Source organism: Pseudooceanicola lipolyticus (assembly GCF_002786325.1).
In the GTDB taxonomy this organism is placed as follows: domain Bacteria; phylum Pseudomonadota; class Alphaproteobacteria; order Rhodobacterales; family Rhodobacteraceae; genus Pseudooceanicola_C; species Pseudooceanicola_C lipolyticus.
In genome coordinates, this window is record NZ_PGTB01000003.1 from 17,326 (window position 1) to 34,755 (window position 17,430).

General features: G+C 61.3%; 19 protein-coding genes. 8 read left to right on the top strand and 11 right to left on the bottom strand.

The genetic code is table 11. The features are described from left to right. Window positions 1-51 precede the first annotated feature (51 nt). The 5 genes from CVM52_RS02335 to CVM52_RS02355 all read left to right on the top strand — a co-directional run bounded on the left by CVM52_RS02335 (window position 52) and on the right by CVM52_RS02355 (window position 4,406). Window positions 52-1,497 carry a multicopper oxidase family protein gene (locus tag CVM52_RS02335; RefSeq protein WP_100161006.1) on the top strand — a complete coding sequence of 482 codons (1,446 nt, stop codon included), beginning with the start codon at window positions 52-54 and terminating at the stop codon, window positions 1,495-1,497. Between the two features lie 17 nt (window positions 1,498-1,514). Then, on the top strand, window positions 1,515-2,444 hold the full coding sequence (locus CVM52_RS02340) for a WD40/YVTN/BNR-like repeat-containing protein (RefSeq protein ID WP_240620835.1): 930 nt from the start codon (window positions 1,515-1,517) through the stop codon (window positions 2,442-2,444). Next, window positions 2,444-2,938, top strand: coding sequence for a DUF411 domain-containing protein (locus CVM52_RS02345; protein ID WP_100161089.1), 495 nt, complete (start codon window positions 2,444-2,446; stop codon window positions 2,936-2,938). Before CVM52_RS02340 ends, CVM52_RS02345 begins: the two co-directional genes overlap by 1 nt. Beyond that, window positions 2,901-3,452: a c-type cytochrome gene (locus tag CVM52_RS02350; RefSeq protein WP_306372743.1), complete on the top strand. Its 552-nt coding sequence runs from the start codon at window positions 2,901-2,903 to the stop codon at window positions 3,450-3,452. Before CVM52_RS02345 ends, CVM52_RS02350 begins: the two co-directional genes overlap by 38 nt. A 291-nt stretch (window positions 3,453-3,743) precedes the next feature. After that, entirely contained in the window at window positions 3,744-4,406 is a 663-nt protein-coding gene (locus CVM52_RS02355; RefSeq protein WP_010138179.1) for a L,D-transpeptidase, read from the top strand. A gap of 47 nt (window positions 4,407-4,453) precedes the next feature. On the opposite strand, the gene CVM52_RS02360 is transcribed toward CVM52_RS02355, so the two are convergent. Further along, window positions 4,454-4,738 carry a hypothetical protein gene (locus tag CVM52_RS02360; RefSeq protein ID WP_100161008.1) on the bottom strand — a complete coding sequence of 95 codons (285 nt, stop codon included), beginning with the start codon at window positions 4,736-4,738 and terminating at the stop codon, window positions 4,454-4,456. Window positions 4,739-4,920: 182 nt separating this feature from the next. On the opposite strand from CVM52_RS02360, the gene CVM52_RS02365 reads away from it, so the two are divergent. The 3 genes from CVM52_RS02365 to CVM52_RS02375 all read left to right on the top strand — a co-directional run bounded on the left by CVM52_RS02365 (window position 4,921) and on the right by CVM52_RS02375 (window position 8,292). Beyond that, entirely contained in the window at window positions 4,921-7,275 is a 2,355-nt protein-coding gene (locus CVM52_RS02365) for a heavy metal translocating P-type ATPase (RefSeq protein WP_100161009.1), read from the top strand. 34 nt (window positions 7,276-7,309) lie between these two features. Further along, window positions 7,310-7,597, top strand: a complete 288-nt coding sequence (locus CVM52_RS02370; RefSeq protein WP_100161010.1) for a TFIIB-type zinc ribbon-containing protein — start codon at window positions 7,310-7,312, stop codon at window positions 7,595-7,597. A gap of 182 nt (window positions 7,598-7,779) precedes the next feature. Then, window positions 7,780-8,292 carry a L,D-transpeptidase family protein gene (locus CVM52_RS02375; RefSeq protein WP_035367119.1) on the top strand — a complete coding sequence of 171 codons (513 nt, stop codon included), beginning with the start codon at window positions 7,780-7,782 and terminating at the stop codon, window positions 8,290-8,292. 219 nt (window positions 8,293-8,511) lie between these two features. Here the strand turns inward: CVM52_RS02375 and CVM52_RS02380 are convergent, their stop codons facing one another. Genes CVM52_RS02380 through CVM52_RS02425 form a run of 10 tightly spaced genes read right to left on the bottom strand, consistent with a single transcriptional unit; the run spans window position 8,512 to window position 17,414 of the window. Next, window positions 8,512-9,513, bottom strand: coding sequence for a cytochrome c oxidase assembly protein (locus tag CVM52_RS02380; protein ID WP_100161011.1), 1,002 nt, complete (start codon window positions 9,511-9,513; stop codon window positions 8,512-8,514). Then, window positions 9,510-11,447 (bottom strand): penicillin acylase family protein, encoded by a 1,938-nt coding sequence (locus CVM52_RS02385; protein WP_100161012.1) that lies wholly within the window; start codon window positions 11,445-11,447, stop codon window positions 9,510-9,512. Before CVM52_RS02385 ends, CVM52_RS02380 begins: the two co-directional genes overlap by 4 nt. A gap of 24 nt (window positions 11,448-11,471) precedes the next feature. After that, window positions 11,472-11,639, bottom strand: a complete 168-nt coding sequence (locus CVM52_RS26765) for a hypothetical protein (protein ID WP_100161013.1) — start codon at window positions 11,637-11,639, stop codon at window positions 11,472-11,474. Then, entirely contained in the window at window positions 11,630-13,243 is a 1,614-nt protein-coding gene (gene lnt, locus CVM52_RS02395; RefSeq protein WP_100161014.1) for an apolipoprotein N-acyltransferase, read from the bottom strand. The genes CVM52_RS26765 and lnt overlap by 10 nt, the downstream gene beginning before the upstream one ends. Then, window positions 13,210-13,668 carry a signal peptidase II gene (lspA, locus tag CVM52_RS02400; RefSeq protein ID WP_088716097.1) on the bottom strand — a complete coding sequence of 153 codons (459 nt, stop codon included), beginning with the start codon at window positions 13,666-13,668 and terminating at the stop codon, window positions 13,210-13,212. Before lspA ends, lnt begins: the two co-directional genes overlap by 34 nt. Before the next feature lie 28 nt (window positions 13,669-13,696). Then, window positions 13,697-14,479, bottom strand: a complete 783-nt coding sequence (locus CVM52_RS02405; protein ID WP_100161015.1) for a ZIP family metal transporter — start codon at window positions 14,477-14,479, stop codon at window positions 13,697-13,699. A gap of 12 nt (window positions 14,480-14,491) precedes the next feature. Next, window positions 14,492-14,947, bottom strand: coding sequence for a DUF411 domain-containing protein (locus tag CVM52_RS02410; protein WP_100161016.1), 456 nt, complete (start codon window positions 14,945-14,947; stop codon window positions 14,492-14,494). A gap of 3 nt (window positions 14,948-14,950) precedes the next feature. Next, window positions 14,951-16,324, bottom strand: a complete 1,374-nt coding sequence (locus CVM52_RS02415; protein WP_100161017.1) for a M23 family metallopeptidase — start codon at window positions 16,322-16,324, stop codon at window positions 14,951-14,953. Beyond that, complete coding sequence (locus CVM52_RS02420) at window positions 16,321-16,947, bottom strand: SCO family protein (protein WP_100161018.1); 627 nt, start codon at window positions 16,945-16,947, stop codon at window positions 16,321-16,323. Before CVM52_RS02420 ends, CVM52_RS02415 begins: the two co-directional genes overlap by 4 nt. Next, a complete protein-coding gene (locus CVM52_RS02425) occupies window positions 16,947-17,414 on the bottom strand; it encodes a copper chaperone PCu(A)C (protein WP_100161019.1) in 468 nt (155 codons plus the stop codon). The genes CVM52_RS02420 and CVM52_RS02425 overlap by 1 nt, the downstream gene beginning before the upstream one ends. Between the last annotated feature and the right edge of the window lie 16 nt (window positions 17,415-17,430).

Here is a 17,430-nt window from a genome sequence, read left to right on the forward strand (position 1 = left end):
CGCCACGCAATTGCTTTGGCGGCGTACAGTGAAATCAGAGAGTGTTCATCCATGTCCTACCAAATCAATTCCCTTTTCAGTCGCCGATCATTTCTTGCAACGTCCTTGGCGGGTATCGGCGCCACGGCTTTCGGAAAGCCCCTGCGCGCCGAACCGCAAATCCGCAGCTTTTCGCTGCGCCCCGCGCCGGGACAGGCAAGGCTGGTCCCAGAACCTTATCCCGCAACCCCCGTTTGGGGCTTCAACGGTCAGGTTCCCGGCCCGGAGCTACGGGTTCGGCAAAGCGATCGGCTGCGCATCGTCGTCACAAACGGTCTGGACGAGGAAACCACCGTACATTGGCACGGACTTCGTCTGCCGAACGCGATGGATGGGGTTCCACACCTGACGCAGCAGCCGATCGCACCCAGAGAAACCTTTATCTACGAGTTCGACGCGATCGATGCCGGGACCTTCTGGTATCACCCCCACCAGCGCAGTTTCGAGCAGGTCGGACGTGGGCTGGCCGGACCGCTCATCATTGACGAATCCAACCCGCCGCAGGTCGACCGCGATGTCACCTGGCTGCTTGACGACTGGCGGCTGACGCAAGACGCGGCGATTGCGGATGACTTCGGCGCAGCCATGGACATGAGCCATGCGGGCCGTCTGGGCAATACTGTCACGATAAATGGGCGTGTTCCCGATGTCTTCGTGGTGCGGCAAGGCGAACGTATCCGGTTGCGGCTGATCAATGCCGCCAACGCCCGCATCTTCGCGCTCGACTTCGGCGACCTTCCCGCGCGCATCATTGCACTCGACGGCCAGCCGGTCACCCCGCACGCTGCGCTTGACGGTGTCGTGGTTCTTGGCCCGGCGATGCGTGCGGACATCATGCTCGATTGCCCTGCCGACCCCGGAACCAGGCTGCAAATCGTCGACCGCGCCTATCGTGACAATGAATTCAACCTGCTGGATGTCGTATTTGACGAAACGCCCCTGCGTGCCACGCCGCCGGAATGGGAAATTGCCCTTCCAGCCAATCCGCTGATCGAACCTGATCTGAACGCAGCCCGTCGTCATGAAATCTTGTTCACCGGGGGCATGATGGGCGCCATGGTCGAGCGCCAGATGGGCCTGAGTCAGTCCGGCAGCATGATGGGCGGAATGATGGGTGGCGTTGTGGGTGGCGGCATGTGGTTCGTCAATGGCGTCGCGGCCGAAGGGCACATGCTCGACCCCTTCCTAACATTGGAGCGCGACGCGAGCCATATCCTCCAAATGACGAACGCCACTGCCTTCGACCATCCGATCCACCTGCACGGCCACTCCTTCCGAGTCATCAGCCGCGATGGGGTGCCGACCGATTTCCGCGAATGGCAAGATACCGTGCTGATCGCGCCGCGCGAGCAAGTGGAAATCGCCCTGGTCGCCGACAATCCCGGAGACTGGATGTTCCATTGCCACATCCTCGAGCACCAGGCGGCCGGGATGATGGGCGTGATCCGCGTCGCATGAGCAGGGGAACATGCAGATTGAAGTCGATTGAGATTGGATGTCGGCCAAACCGGCGCAAGGTACTCATCGCGGCACTCAGTATCGGCGTCGCTTCGATGTTGCCGGGGTTCGCACTCGCGGCGAGCGATGGTGATCCAGCGGCTCTTGCCTTTGATGGCGATACCATCCTGCTGGCGAGAGGAGGGCTGTTCGTCAGTAATAATGGCGGCCGGACTTGGACCGCGACAGAAACACCGGGGAACGTGCTGTCGCTGGCGACCCATCGCGACCGGCCCGGCCGTGTGGTCGCAGGGTTGGCCGAGGGCGGTGTCAGCATTTCCGAAGATGGGGGCGCTTCGTGGCGCGTCAGCGACGCTCGCTTGCCTGACGGAGAAATCACTGCCGTTGCTATCGCCTCGCGGAACCCGGACATGATCTATGCCTCGCTTCGCGGCGACGGGTTGTGGAAGAGCGAAGACGCCGGTGCAACCTGGTCGCTCGCCATGGACCGCCCCTGGCTCGACAACGCAGAGCGCGATCCTCTTGCTCTGGCTTCGGTCGAGCTTGAAACCGGCATGGGCGGGATCTGGATCTATGCGGGCACCGAAGTTGGCCTAACGCGGGTGCCCGATTGCTTTTGTCGCTGGCAGGACGTGCAGCCAGGCAACGCGATGGACGCATTGGTTGCGGGTGAAGCCCCACCGTCCGAAGCGCCATTGCCTGGAGGTGAACCGATCCTGTCGCTGGCCAGTGCCCCCTCGGCGCCGGAAGTGATGTACGCCGCGCTGCCCTTGGGCCTCTGGGCATCGCAGGACGGCGGAGTCATCTGGCAAAAGCGGGCCAGCAAAGCTGCGACCGCTGTTGCGGTTCATCCAAGAGACGAGACCTACATCGCTGCCCTGTTGGGCGGCATCTTGAAAATCAGCCGTGACGGCGGCGCAACCTGGATCGAAACAGGAGAACAATGATGGAGAAAATGATGCAGAGAAGAAACGCGCTTGGCCTGATTGGCAGCGGCATTGTCGGAATGGTGGGCCTGTCCACATCGGCCTGGGCGCAAGCGACAGGCGATATGGCACCCGATTTGGCGGGCAACGAAAGGCAGATCACCATCTGGAGCGATCCGGGCTGCGGCTGCTGTGATGCCTATGGGGATTATCTCGAAGAACACGGCTTTACCGTTACGCGTGTGGATGACCGCGACTTCGACAAACGCTCGGTCGAAGTCGGTGTGCCCGCCCAGGGCATCGGCTGCCACTTGGCCGAGATCGACGGCTACTATGTCAGTGGTCTCGTCCCCGTCGACATCATCGATCGGCTGCTGGAAACCCGTCCGGCGATAACGGGTATCACCTTGCCGGGAATGCCCGCGAACGCGCCGGGCATGGCTGCGGTCAAGTCAGGCACGCTAAGGACCTACGCCTTTGGCCCAGACGGAATTTCAATTTATGCCGATGAATGAAGGGCCGAAAGATCGATCGGCGAAGTGTACGGTCAGGCGGTCAGTGCATCTCGCTGCCCTAGTGTCCGCGCTCGCGACCACCGGCGTTGTGGTGCTGGCCCAATCGGAACCGGTTGACCCGCGTGTCGAGGGACTGACGTTTTTGGGAGAGCCCGTGCTTGCATCCCAGGTCATGGCAGGGCAACAGCTTTATGCGGACAACTGCGCCAGTTGCCATGGTGCCAGCCTCGAGGGTCAGCCCGATTGGCGTCGTCGTCTTGACACAGGAAGAATGCCGGCCCCGCCGCATGATGACTCAGGCCACACTTGGCACCATTCAGACCGCATGCTTTTTCAGATCACTAAAGGCGGGGTCGGGGCCGTCGTGCCGGGATACGAGAGCGACATGCCGGCCTTCGGAGAGGATCTGACAGACGCAGAGATCGCGGCTATCCTCGTCTACATCAAGAGCACCTGGCCTGAGCGACAACGTGAGTTCCAAGCCGAAGTTTCGGCCAATGACACGGGCGGGTGAAGATCGACAGGGTGTCAGGATAGTATCTTTCGACCAAAACCGATCCACCGGGGGACCAATTCGGCAAATCTGTCCTACTCCGCCCCCTGACTCCCGCTTTACCACGCTAATTCGGACCTGACCTGGTTGGCCGTTAACCCGCCCGCAAGGCAAGCATGTGCTACCAGGGTCGCGTGCATGCGTTCACGAAAATTTACCCTTGAACCTCTAGCCACTAGAAGTCCTATCTAGTCGACGAGAATGTATATCGTTCTTGCCATTGATCGCCGGTGGGAACCGAAAGGGTACGACATGCTGACAAGACGACACTTTATTCAAACGACAACAGCGCTCTTTTCGGCGACTGTGGCCAACCCTGTGTTTGCCGATAGCTGGCCCACCGAGGCGCAGAAGGCTGAATGGGACGCGCAAGTCAGCCCGCCCGGCTTCGATCCGGCCACGTCAAACCCTTGGGGACTACACCCACGTTTCTTGCCTCAGCGTGTGGACGCGAAGGACGGCCTCGTGCCGGGAGACATCCATGTCGATGCGGTCGCGCGGTATCTCTACCACATTGAGGAGGGTGGAACCGCGATGCGCTACGGCGTGGCGATCGCGCGGGGCAACCTCTACGAGCCGGGTGTTTATAACATCAAGCGCAAGGTCAGGTGGCCGCACTGGACGCCAACACAAAACATGATCGAACGCGATCCCGTGAACGCACAATGGGCCGATGGGATGGAACCAGGGCCGGAAAACGCTCTCGGGTCACGGGCGCTCTATCTCTATGTCGGTGATCGCGACACCTATCTTCGGATACACGGCACACCCTATCCGAGAAGCATCGGCGGTCGTGCGAGTTCGGGTTGCGTGCGGATGGTTATGGCACACATCAACGAGCTTTATCCGAACGTCGAGATCGGATCGACAGCACATCTTTATTCGGCTGAGGACAGCGTTACCGCGAGAAGTTGAATGAGGTAATTAACTCTCAGCGCATTGATGTGACGTGCGGGTCGTCGTCACACTTCCCGCGCGACGCAGATAGGGTTGCCGTTCGCCGTGCGCAGCGGCAGCAAGGTCGTTTCAACGGGGCCGCTGTGTTCGTACCAGTAGCACCCGTCCTCGGGCACCAAGCGCGCGGTTGCAACATCCTGACCCGGGGCAGCCATTGCAATCACGGCTTCGGGAACGTTGCCCCGCTGGTCTGCCGCGTCGCCCGGCCCAGTCGGCTGGACTGCGCATCCGGCCGTAAGCGACAGCACCACTGCAACCATCATTTTTTGCTTCAGCATCAAAACCCGCATCAAGCTTCCTTTCGTGACTGTTTTTCTTTGCAGCGGCTGTTCATGCCTCAAGGCGTGATGGAGCCGGTCGCCGCATCCTCTAGCAATAAAACAAACTGAAATACCACCGTATTTTGCTCTTGAAGCTCTAGCTACTGTAGGGGCTATGTCTTGGTAAAGCACCCGAATCCAGAGGTCCATTCATGCCGTCCGACACCCATCGTCACGACCACGATCACGCCGAAGATGCCCAGACAAGCGGCGGCAGCTGCTGCGGGAGCGCCGGAACGTGCGGCGACATCGTTCCGGCGACGCCCGCGCCAGAGGGCGGGCGCAGTTTTCAGGTGGCCGGCCTCGATTGCGCCGAGGAGGTAGCAATCCTGAACAAGGTGGTCGGCCCGAAGATCGGTGGGGCCGAGCATCTCGCGTTCGACGTGATCAATGGACGGATGACTATTCTCGACAGCGCCAAGAGTGTATCGGACGGCGAAATTGCAGAACTGGTCGCAAGCACCGGCATGACCGCCAAGCCCTGGGATGCCGAAAAAGCGTCGGTCGACCAGGCGGCCCATCTTGCACGACAGCGGCTGTTTACGGCGCTCAGTGGCGGCTTCTGGGCCGCGGGTTTTCTGTGGCACATCATCGAGACCGGCATGGGCGGGGCGCTCGGCCTCTTCGCGGGTCACGGCGAAGCGCCGATGCCACTGGTCGAGGCAGGGCTATTCGCGGTTGCGATCCTGTTCGGTGTCTGGCTCGTGGCACCCAAGGCATGGTCGTCCGCTCGGCGGCTGTCGCCCGACATGAACCTGCTCATGGTAGTCGCAGTCGCGGGTGCAATTGGCCTCGGCGAATTTTTCGAGGCGGCGACGGTCGCGTTCTTCTTCTCGCTCTCGCTTTTCCTCGAAAGCTGGAGCGTCGGGCGTGCGAGGAATGCGGTTTCAGCTCTGCTCGACCTGGCGCCGCCGACGGCAAGAGTTCTTTATGATGACGGATCGGAAGCGGACGTTCCGGCTTCTGCGGTTGCTATCAACGCACGTTTCGTCGTGCGCGGCGGAGACCGCATCCCATTGGATGGTGAGGTTGTCGATGGGGCAGGGGCCGTCGATCAGGCGCCAATCACCGGAGAGAGTGCGCTGGTCCCAAAGGAACGGGGCGACGATGTTTATGCCGGTACGATCAACGGCGAAGGCACACTGACGGTGCGCGCCACGAAGGCCGCCTCGGACACCGTCTTGGCCAAGATCATCCGCATGGTCGGCGACGCCCATGCCCGCCGCGCGCCGGTGGAGCAATGGGTGGCGAAGTTCGCCCGCATCTACACGCCTATCGTCATGGCTCTCGCCATTGCAATTGCCCTGCTGCCGCCGCTCATTTTCGGTGGGGCTTGGGATTATTGGTTCTACAATGCACTCGTGCTGCTGGTGATCGCCTGCCCGTGTGCTCTGGTCATCTCGACACCGGTCTCCATCGTCGCCGCACTCACCGCCTCAGCGCGGGCCGGGGTGCTGATCAAGGGCGGTGCATATGTTGAGGCACCGGGCAAGACCACTGCACTGGCCATGGACAAGACCGGCACGATCACCATGGGCGAGCCCGAGGTGGCGGCGGTGCATCCGCTGGGTAGAGCATCGGCGCAGGATCTGATGACCCTCGCCGCGGGGCTCGAGGCACGTTCCTCGCATCCCTTGGCGCGCGCCATTCTCGCGCGGGCAGAAGCCGACGGCATCAAGGTGTCCGCCGCGGAAGATACCCGAACCGTTCCTGGTAGGGGACTTGAAGGACGCACTGACGGCCGGTCGATCTGGCTAGGGTCGGACCGGTTTGCCGAGGAGAAGGGTTTCGGCGACGCCATTCCGAAGGATTTGCGCGACCGCATCGAAGGGGCTGGCAGCACCCTTGTTGCCGTGGGCGACGACACCGGCGTGACCGGCATCCTTGAATTGCGCGACCGTATCCGCCCCGACGCCAAGGGCATCGTGGCACAGCTCCACGCGCAAGGCGTGAAGACCATCGTCATGCTGACGGGCGACAACGAGCGGACAGCGCGCGCTGTTGCCGCCGAGGTCGGCATCGACGAGGTCCGTGCCGAGCTTCTGCCCGAAGACAAGGTGACAGCCATCGAAGAACTGGTCGAAACGCATGACATGGTGGCCATGATCGGCGACGGGGTGAACGACGCCCCCGCCATGGCGCGCGCGCATTACGCCATCGCGATGGGTGCTGTTGGTTCGGACGCGGCAATCGAGACGGCGGATATTGCCCTGATGACCGACGACCTCGGCAAGGTGCCTTGGCTGATCGGTCATTCGCGCCGGACAATGTCGATTATCCATCAGAACATCGGTATTTCCTTGGCGACCAAGGGCGTTTTCGTTGTCGCTACCGCGTTCGGACTGGCATCGATGTGGGGCGCTATTGCAGCCGACGTAGGAGTGTCATTGCTGGTGGTGGCCAACGCCCTGCGCCTGCTTAACAGCCAAGAGGCCAAGGCGCCGCCGTCCGCCGGTGAACAGGTTGGCGAAGGCTTGGCCAAAGGGGCGCTGGCACATGGTCATTGAACTGGGAGAACCCGGAAAGGAGCCGAGACGAGACATGAGCGTGAAGGGCAGGATGATGTGTCCGGTTTGCGAGGTGCCCTTGAGCATGAGCGACCGCCAGGGGATCGAGATCGACTTCTGTCCCGATTGCCGGGGTGTCTGGCTCGACCGGGGCGAACTGGACAAGATCATCGAGCGTTCGGCACCCGATGTGGCGCCTCAGCGGGTGCCTGAGCCGCGCGGCTACGACGATGATCGCGGCTACCGGCGCCGACAGCACGGCGGCGGCGACGGCAAGCACGGCTATCGGCGCAAATCCTGGCTTCACGAGTTGTTCGATTAAGGCTTGCTGTGGCCTCCCTGCCGGTCGCCCTCAAGGCGCTGCGGTAGGCCCGCAAGCCATTCAGCGGTGAGCAGGTTGGTCCAGAGATGGCAAAGGCCGCGCTTGCCCACGGACATTGATCACGCAGCATTTGCAAGGTAACGTAATGTCCATATCAGACCTCACGAAAGAGGCATCGAGCAGTGAAAACCATCCGATTTCCCCGCCGCGCCGTCCTGTTGGGCGGGTTGGCAGCGTTTTTGTCTGGCTGTGCCAGCAAGTTCCGCAGCTATGGCGGACCCGAGGTGACCCGTGTTCGGCTTTACAAGGGGCAGCGTTTGCTTGTTCTGGACGGAGCCGATCGCGTATTGCAAACCTATCCGGTCGGGCTGGGTTTCGCTCCTGAGGGTCACAAGCAATTCGAGGGAGACGGCCGGACCCCTGAGGGCGCTTACGTAGTCGATAAGCGCAACCCCGACAGTACGTATCATCTTTCGGTTGGCATCTCCTATCCGAATGAGGCCGACATAGCCTTCGCTGAAGCGCAGGGCCTTTCCCCCGGCGGCGACATCTTCATCCATGGTGGTCCACGCCCAGGGATCGACCCAACGGATGTCCGCGACTGGACAGCTGGCTGCATCGCGGTCACAGATCGGCAGATCGAGGACATCTATGCAATGGTGAAAGACGGAACACCGATCGACATCTACGCCTGATGGGAGGAGATGATCTTCCGTCAGATCAGGAAAATCGTCGGCACAGGGCCACGTTGATCACTTCGATGGCGATCACGGCCAAAGTGACGCTCGCCGCCGTGGGCCAGCGCAAGCACCCGGTACGCGTAAGGACACTACAATATGTGTCCGGCCGTGGCAGTGGCGAAACAGGCGGGCCCTAGCGGAGAAGAATGCGTCTGGTCTCATGTCGAATTCAATCTATCCGAGGGCATAGACGATGGTCACGACGGTAATCATGACAACCATGAACATGGAGAATGCGCCAAGGGCGAGCGTACGGCCCATGTCCCGGTTCGGCTTCTCTACTTTCAGACGCAGTTCCTCCGCGGTTTCCGGAAACTCGAGCGCCGCCGCATTCGATTGGCGCATCAGGTCGTAGCGGGACGTCCAGCGCCGTTCCTCCGCCGCGTTCCAGCCGTTCAGCACCAGAATGATTGCCGCGATGAGAACCATCGACGACGGGACCCAGATTACGTAGCCACCGATTGTCTCGTCAGCCAAGGCGCGAAGTCGACCACCGCTCGCTGCGATGATTTCTGATCCATAGAGGGGCACCTCCTTGAGCGTTTTCAGGGAGCCCAGAAGGATGTTGGAAACGACCACCAGGAACCCTGACATCAGCCGAGCGCCGCGCCGCGCTCCTTCAGGCGGATCACGCAGATCGAACAGCATAGCAAAGTACCAAAGCCCAGCAAGCACCATAGACAGATGTGCCAGCGCTTCCATCGCCGCAATACGTTGTGTAAGGGCGTAGATCATCGGGATCTGCCAGACGAAAAGCGCACCAATCAACAAGGAGGTGGCAGATGCAGGAAGCGCCAAGAATCGCGGGATGCGCGCACGCCCAATCGCGGCAAGGCGTCGGCGCCCTTCCCTTTTCAATCCGGCTTGAAGGCCAAGCCAGGGCTGAGAAACCGCGATAAGAAGCGGTCCTACCAGTCGCAGAAGAAGATGCTCGACCTGATGTACCGAAAACAGACTGTGCCCCAATGGCGCGAGCGGCCCGTTCGTCGCGACGAGGACGGCTGCGAGGCCGACAAAGAAGGCGGTTCGACGCCAACCAGAAACCCTTCCGAGACAGCGAGCGTGTATTTTGAGCCCACGCAAAAACAGCCATACTGTAAGACCGACAACAATGAGCGACACCGGTGACAGCACATAGCCGAAAGGGTCGTAAAGGAAGAAGAAGTTCGTGATCATTCGCTCTGGCCCTCGCTCATCCGAGGGTTGTCGGAGGTAGCCGGTGTGAGCCGCGAGGTCCCGGAAGCGCCGCCACGGGCCAGTGACAGATCGGTCGACATGGCGAGGTATTCGCCTTGTATCCACGAGGGAAAGAGATTGTCGTAGAATCGAGATAGCGGATGTCCCGACTGTCCGGCGGGCGTGATGTAGTATGATCCCGCTGCTTCCGATATCGACATGACCGCCTGAAAATTGCTTCCGGCACTCACAAGGAATGGACGGTCTTCTTCAACACCAAATGATGTCAAGAATTGCGTAAACGGATCGCCTGAAATCGGCGCTTGAAGGGACAGCAGGTCGGTCAGCAACCCACGTGAACTGATCGGCGACCACTGCATGTCCAATCTATGCTCCTCCCCCCAGGTCCACGTCGAGGGATCGCGCCCATATCGATCGACCAGCCAGCCAAGGGCATCATCCAGGGCCACGCGAACCTGCTCCTCGCATGTCTCGCGAGGTGAGGATAGGCGGATGTCGCACCAGATTGCGCTACCGCGACGATCGCTGAGTACCGCATAAAGAAAGTTCGGGTTCGGACGGGTCCAGAGTTGCTGCGCTGCCGGAAATTCGTCTTTCAAAATGCGCTGCTGCAAAGCCCGGAGCCAAGTCCAGAACAGCAGAGGTTCCGGTGAATAGCGATCCATGTCGCCATTCCACGACGCAAGCCTGTCCAGTAGTTCACGACGAAGGTCGTTCGCATCGGTGCCTTCGATGCTGTCTCTGGACTGCACGAACCAAAGCTCCTTCGCCATCAGGGGCAGCAGGGTTCGCGCCACGGTACTTACGGTGTCCCTTTGAACACCGATGGCGCCTTCAGTCGAGAAGATCGATTGCCGCGCTTCAAGCTCCGCCAGTCGAATGTCGCGAAATGACAACGCTCGTACGGCTTCCTCTTTTGGCCATCGGGCAACGGTCTCTCGGTCAATGGCCAATGCCTCCATGCCTTTCGGCAACATGTCTGCGGCAACTCCGATGGCATCGGTCGCGTCGGCCGAACGCGTGAACAGCTCCAGCATCGTCAGGAAACCTGCCGCCTGCACGGGTGACGGCCCCCTTGGTGCCTCCTCGTCTGGCACGGGAAATGACCGGAAGGCCCAGGCGACGCGCGTATTGCGACCGACAATAACGAAAGGTACGCCCGGCATCGTGGCCCCTATGGCCGGCCCTGTCGAAAACTGAAGATCGGCGAGATACCATTCCGAGGGCAGCGACAGGGAACCGCTGATATCGGCGGCGAGAATTGGTGTCCCGGCAGCGGTTCGGTCACCGTCTATCGCCCATGCATCGAGGCGCTGCTGCGGATCAGTCGCAAATAGTTCGAGCACTTTTGGTCGATCCGACGGTATAATTGCACTTGATAAGCTCGGCGTTCCTTTCCGTGCGCTTTCCGGTCGCAGGCCATTCAGGAAAGACCGGGCAATCCTCAGGCTATCGCCAGGTGTCCAGGCATCGATCGACCGTTCGTCTGCGATCAACAGTTCCGGCGAGCCTCTGCCGCGCCCTCCCGCCGACACCAGCTCGAGCCACGCATTGACGCCGGCGGCATAGGATTCGAGCGCGTCTGAGACCGCTGGCGCAACGGACAATGTCTCATCGGATGGCCAAGAAGCTTCGGCCATTCGCCTTGCCCTTAACAGCTGACCGAGTCGGTCTTGCGCATGAACGAAGCCGATCGCGAAATAGACATCCGCGGCGGAACTCGCGGTAATGTGCGGGATTGCCGAGGCATCTCGCAGAATATCGACCGGTCCACCTAAGCCTGCTACCGAGAAGTCCTCGTTGTAGTCGGGAACGGATGCGCTCAGCAGAAAATAGACCAACCCGGAACCAACCGATGCCGTGATACAGATCGCCAAGAACCCGTACAGTAATATGTTGAAAAGACGTCTCACGTCGGTGCCGTTTCGAAACCCTTCTCATGCAAAGATGCGCAAGAGGACCACCGAAACGAAATAGGTGAGAAGACCGAAGGCGATCGCCGAACTCGCCGCATACTGGAGGATATCCAGCCGGTTTCCTTTTCGGCGTCGCGCCAGATTTCCACCCCAGATCGCACCCGCGACAATGCCCGCGATTACCAGCATGACTTTTTCTCCGTTCTTGTTCTCTTGTTGCACCGGTGTGTGCCGACCAGACCTGCAGCCAGTCCCACGGCCCAAGTAGTGAAGATGAGAGCCAGCAGCGCCCAGTCGCCGAAGCGCGCATAGAGCGTTGACGGATGAGCAGAGGGCAGAGCCGCATCTATTACACCGGTTTCTCCGTTGCCGAGCCGCGCGACGAGGTCACCGTTCGCGTCGATGACCGCGGAGATGCCCGTATTCGCGGCTCGGATGACAGGAAGGCCTTCCTCTACGGCGCGCATCCGTGCGGAAGCCAGATGCTGCTCGGGTCCGATGCTGGTGCCGAACCAGGCGTCGTTTGTCGCGTTGAAAATCCAGTCAGGTCGGAACAGGTCGTCGACCACATGGCCTGGGAAGATGATCTCATAGCAGATCGCCACGGCGACCAGCGGCAGACCCGGAAGCGCAAGCGTTCGCGGGCCCGGACCGGGCGTAAAGTCGCCCAGCCCCGCTGTCAGCCGCTCGATCGGCAACCAGCCGCGGAATGGCACGTATTCGCCGAAGGGCACGAGATGGTGTTTCGCGTATCCGGTCAGGATTCTGCCGGTCTCGTCAAATGCCTGAACCGTGTTGAAATATCGGGTGCCATCCTCGCTCGGTACACGGTCCGGCACACCTGTGAGCAGCACCCTGCCGTCTTGCAGCGCAGCGGCAATGCGGGCCCGGGCCTCCGTATCCTCATCGAGGAAACCCGGAAAGGCGGTTTCCGGCCAGAGAAGAACGTCGAAATCGCCGGGCCGGGTTGAAAGCTCAAGATAGCGCGCGAAGGTCGCCTCGCGGTTCTCGGGCGCCCATTTCTCCCCTTGGGGAATGTTGCCCTGAACGATGCGCAGGTCGACACCGGGTGGCTGTTGTGTATCCGACTGGAGGTTAAGCGTCCCGACGGCCCAAATAGCCGCGATGCCGGCCAGCGCCATGAGCGAAACGGTCAATCGTTGCCGCCCGGACGCCATGACAGCCGCGCCGGGGAGTACCGCGACGAACACGGTGAGAAAGCTTAGCCCATAGCTTCCGACCCAGGCGGCGGTCTGGCGAAGGGCGGCGTAGTCTACAAGTGCGTAGCCGGCGAGGTTCCATGGAAACCCTGTCAGAACGTGACCACGCAACCACTCTGCCACGGTCCAGGAGGTCGCGAACGCGAGGCAGGCCAAGAGACTGCCCATGGCTCCGCGCCGCGTGATTTCGGCGAAAAGCGCGGCGGCAATGGCCGGGAAAATCGCGAGACCTGCGGACAATCCCGCGACGGCCGGGATCGCCATCGTCCCGAACCGCTCGGCCTCGACGTAAAAACTTTCCGCGATCCACGAAATCCCGAAACCGAACTGGCCAAGACCAAACGCCCAGCCGACGAGGAAAGCGCGCCCGAAGGAGAGATCGCGAAGACCGACAAACAACGCGGAATAGGCAACGGGAACAAGCAGGAGAAGCGAGAAAGGCGGGAAAGTCAGAACGGTCAGCGCCCCGGCGACGAAACCAAGCGTCATCCGCGAAAGCAAACGGTGGCGCAGTGCTATGCGGTTCAGAATTTCCGGCTTCACGATTTGATCGGACGCCGCACGCTGATCCATGGCGCGGCGAGCAAGAGCCCCACGCCACTGACAACAAATATATCGGCCATGTTGAAGGCAGGCCAATGTGTTGTGACAATGTAGAAATCGAGAAAGTCTGTTACAGCCCGATACCGCACACGATCGATAACATTGCCCAAGGCTCCGCCAATGATCGCGCCATAGGCAAGTGTTTCGACCGCATTATCGGCGCGAAACAGCATAACCCCCAGCCAAACACAGATGGCAAGAGCGAGAGCGATGAGGCTCCACCACGGCGCGCCGCCCAACATCCCGAAAGTCACGCCGTCATTACGATAAAAGACGAGGTTGAATCCCGGAAACACGGGAATCCCGGCGCTTAAAGTGACGGCATTCGCAACGACAATGGCTTTGGTGATCTGATCGATCGCGAACGCAGCAAGTGCTGCGAAGACGCCGATCATCGGAGATACCTTGTTTAGTGACATTGCCTCATCCCAACCAGACATCAAGGAACAGCATCAGAACGAGCCCGACTGCGAGACCGAGCGTCGCCCTGTTCTGATGGCCGCTGCGATGGGTTTCGGGGATGATTTCGTGGCTAATGACGTAGAGCATTGCGCCCGCGGCAAAGGCCAGACCCCATGGAAGCAGCGGTTCCGACAGTGTGATGATGCCGGCCCCGAGCAGACCGCCAATCGGCTCGACCATGCCAGTCAGCGCCGCGATGCCCCAGGCGCGCAGCTTCGGATATCCCTCGCCCAGCAGAGATACAGCGACGGCCAATCCTTCGGGCGCATTCTGAAGCCCGATGCCGATGGCGAGCGGCAGACCGCCCTCCATACCTCCGGATCCGAAGCCGACCCCCACGGCAAGGCCTTCGGGGAAGTTGTGGATCGTGATCGCAATGATGAACAGCCAGACCCGCCGCAGAGACGCCGCTTCGGGCCCTTCGCGTCCCGTCTTGAAGTGCTCGTGCGGCAGCTTTTCGTTCATCATGGCGACAGCCCCCATGCCCAAGAGGATCGAGACGCATACGATGGCCGCAGGCATCGCACCGTTCTCGAACATCGGCTCGGCCGCATCCAATGCCGGGATGATCAGCGAAAAGAAGGAAGCGGCGAGCATCACACCGGCAGCGAAGCCGAGCGACAGATCGCGTGTGGCCCGCGACGGGATGCGTCCAAACAACACGGGAACTGCTCCGACTGCCGTGAGCGATCCGGCGGCAAGGCTTCCGAGGAAGCCGAGCATGATCGGAGAGAGGTTTTCCATGGGCGGGCCAGATTATCCTTCGGCGTAGCTCGAAAAGACTTCCGTCGACCCGTCCTCGCGGATGAGGATGACATCATAGGCCTCGCGGTCGTCTTCTGGCCCCATGCCGGGCGAGCCATAGGGCATCCCAGGCACGGCGAGACCGACTGCGTCCGGGCGCTCATCGAGAAGGCGGCGGATGTCAGCGGCCGGTACATGGCCTTCGATCACGTAGCCGTCAATGAGCGCGGTGTGGCAGGAGACCATGCGCTGCGGCACGCCGTTGTCGAGCTTGAAGCGAACCAGCGACCCACCGAACATGTCCTGGCCGGTCGGCACAAAACCGTTCTCTTCGAGGTGGTTCATCCACGAGAGGCAGCAGCCGCAACCGTTGGTCTTGCGGACGTCGATCGCCGTTGCCTCTGCGAGGGCCTGGGCCGCTGGGAACAGGGCGAGCGTGATGGCAAGAGCTTGCGTCATGCGTTTCATGGGTCAGAGCCTTTCGGTTGTCGTTTTGGCAATCTCGCTGCCGAGGTTTTCATTCAGAAGCGCCCGCGCCTCGGCCAGACGCGAGAGCGCGGCGGTATCATCCGCATCGCTCTCGGCCGCTTCGGCGAGCCGGTCGTCAGAGAGGGGGTCAGTCGGGCGCCCATCCACGAGCACCTCATAGTGCAGGTTCGGACCTGTCGCCGTGCCAGTCGCGCCGACGCGGCCGATCACGTCTCCCGCCGCAACGCGTTGGCCTTGTACCAAGTCTTCCGGCACGGCGCTCAGATGCGCGTAGCGCGTCATGGTGTCGGAGCCGTGCAAGATTTCGACCACGCGACCATATCCGCCGCGCCAGCCGATGAAATTGACCCGCCCCGGTGCCGTCGCTTGAACCGGTGTCCCACGTGCCGCTGCGAAATCGACGCCGGTGTGCATCCGGACGTTGCCAAAGACCGGATGCGTGCGGCGCCCGAACACCGAGCTGAGGCGCGCACCCTCGACCGGCTGTGCGAAGACGCGCAGCACCTCGCCATCGACGTAGATCGTCGCCTGACCGCTGCCGTCGTCAGGCCATACGATCTCATAGAGCGAACCGCCGATCTCCAATGCCGCGAAGGCAAGATCGGGTTGTCCGATCCTGTCCTCGCCCACACGCGCCTCGCGCCAGAGAAGCCTTAGTGTCTCGCCACCGGCCATCTCGCGGCGGAAATCCACGGTCCCACCCAGCATCTGCGCAAGGTCCACGGAAAAACGGGCGGGTATGCCGGCTTCGTCGAGTGCCGCGAAGATCGAGCTGTCGATCACGGCTTCGCCGGCAAGGGTTACGATCTCCGGATCCGGAGCCACGACCTGTGTGGACAACTGCTCGCCGAAAACCACCTCGATCCGCACTCCGTCCTCGACGGCGAGTGAGACGGTGCGGGGGCTGCCGTCCACGGTCGAAGCAACAGTGACCGAGTGCCCCGGCCGCAGCCGTCGCAGATCGTATTCCGCGCCAAGCGCGAGGGCAACTTCGGCTCTGTCAGGTGCCGCAAGACCAGCTTCAGACAGCAAGAAATCGAGCGTCTCGCCAGGTGCAATGTCGCGCGACCATGTCGACAGGGGTGGCTTGATCGCCTGCACGGGCCTGTCGGCAAACGCGACCTGCAGAAGGGGCAGGGGGCCGAGGTCGGGTGCATCTTCTGCCCATGCCGTCGCGGGCAGCGTCACGAGGATGTCAACGTTTTGGGGAGCTTCAGGACCTTGGGGCATCCATTTACCTGCCGAGGCAAGTTCCGGCGGCACGGGTTCTTTCGACATGAAATCAGAGAGGGCGATAGCCGCTCCCGAAACCATCCCCGCAATTGCGACACAAGCCGCCATAGTTCTGAGCCTCATGTCGCCCCCTCCGTTTCTTCTTCCAGCGCGCGGCGAATTTTCGGCACCGCGAATTCTCTGGGTTCGTGATAGTCGATCATGGTGACGAACCGCCCAGAGGCTGCGAACAGGAAGACGCTCGCGCTGTGGTTCATCGTGGAATCGCCGCTCTCCGTCGGCACCCTTTCGTAGGTGGCGTGGAAGCCGTCCGCGACGCGCGCTATCTGCTCCTCCGGCCCCGTCCAGCCACGGATCGCAGGATGGAAGTAGCCGACATATTCGGCCATCGTTTCGACGGTGTCGCGCTCGGGATCGACCGTGATGAAAACCACGTTCATCTCGCCGGCCTCGTCTCCCAGATCGTCGAGCCATCCCGAAATGTCAGAAAGCGTGGTCGGGCAGACATCGGGACAGTAGGTGAAGCCGAAGAACGCCATCGTCGGGCGCCCGATCAGGGTTTCCGGCCCGACCGCGTTGCCCTCATGATCCGTCAGACGGAAATCCATCTCGGTCAGAGCCACAGGCCGCTGCCCGACAGGTTCGGGTCCACCCGCACCATCGACCTGCCACCAACCGACGAAGAGCATCAGGGCGACCGCCCCGACACCGGCCACGCCATACCCCAGGATCGCCCGTCGTCGCATCAATTTCGGGGGCCACGAGCGGCAATACCTCTCACTCTCACGTTGACTGGCATACGTCCGCCGTCGTCGAACAGGAGATCGAGTTGAATGCTGTCGCCCTCAACAAGCGGTTCTTGCAAACCCATCAACATGATATGCAGACCGCCTGGCTCGAAAACCAAATCGTTGCCCGGCCTGAGAAGAATTTCCCCCGCAGGCTCCATGGTCGAGATCCCATTTGCGTCGATTTTCAAGCGGTGTGCTTCGGCGCGTTTAGCTATCGTGGTCTCAAAGCCGATCAGTTTCACGGCGTCGCCGCCTGTGTTTCTCAGTGTGAAGTAAACGGCAGCCGGGCGGCTGACGCCAATTGTAGCCCGGGCCCAAACGTCATCGACCAAGATTTCCTGCGAGTCGGCCGCAACGGGCGTCGAAAGCCCTCCAAAGGTCAAAAGCGCGGCCAGCGCGCCAGTCAAAATCTTTTCTTTCATCGTTCTGATCCTGCCC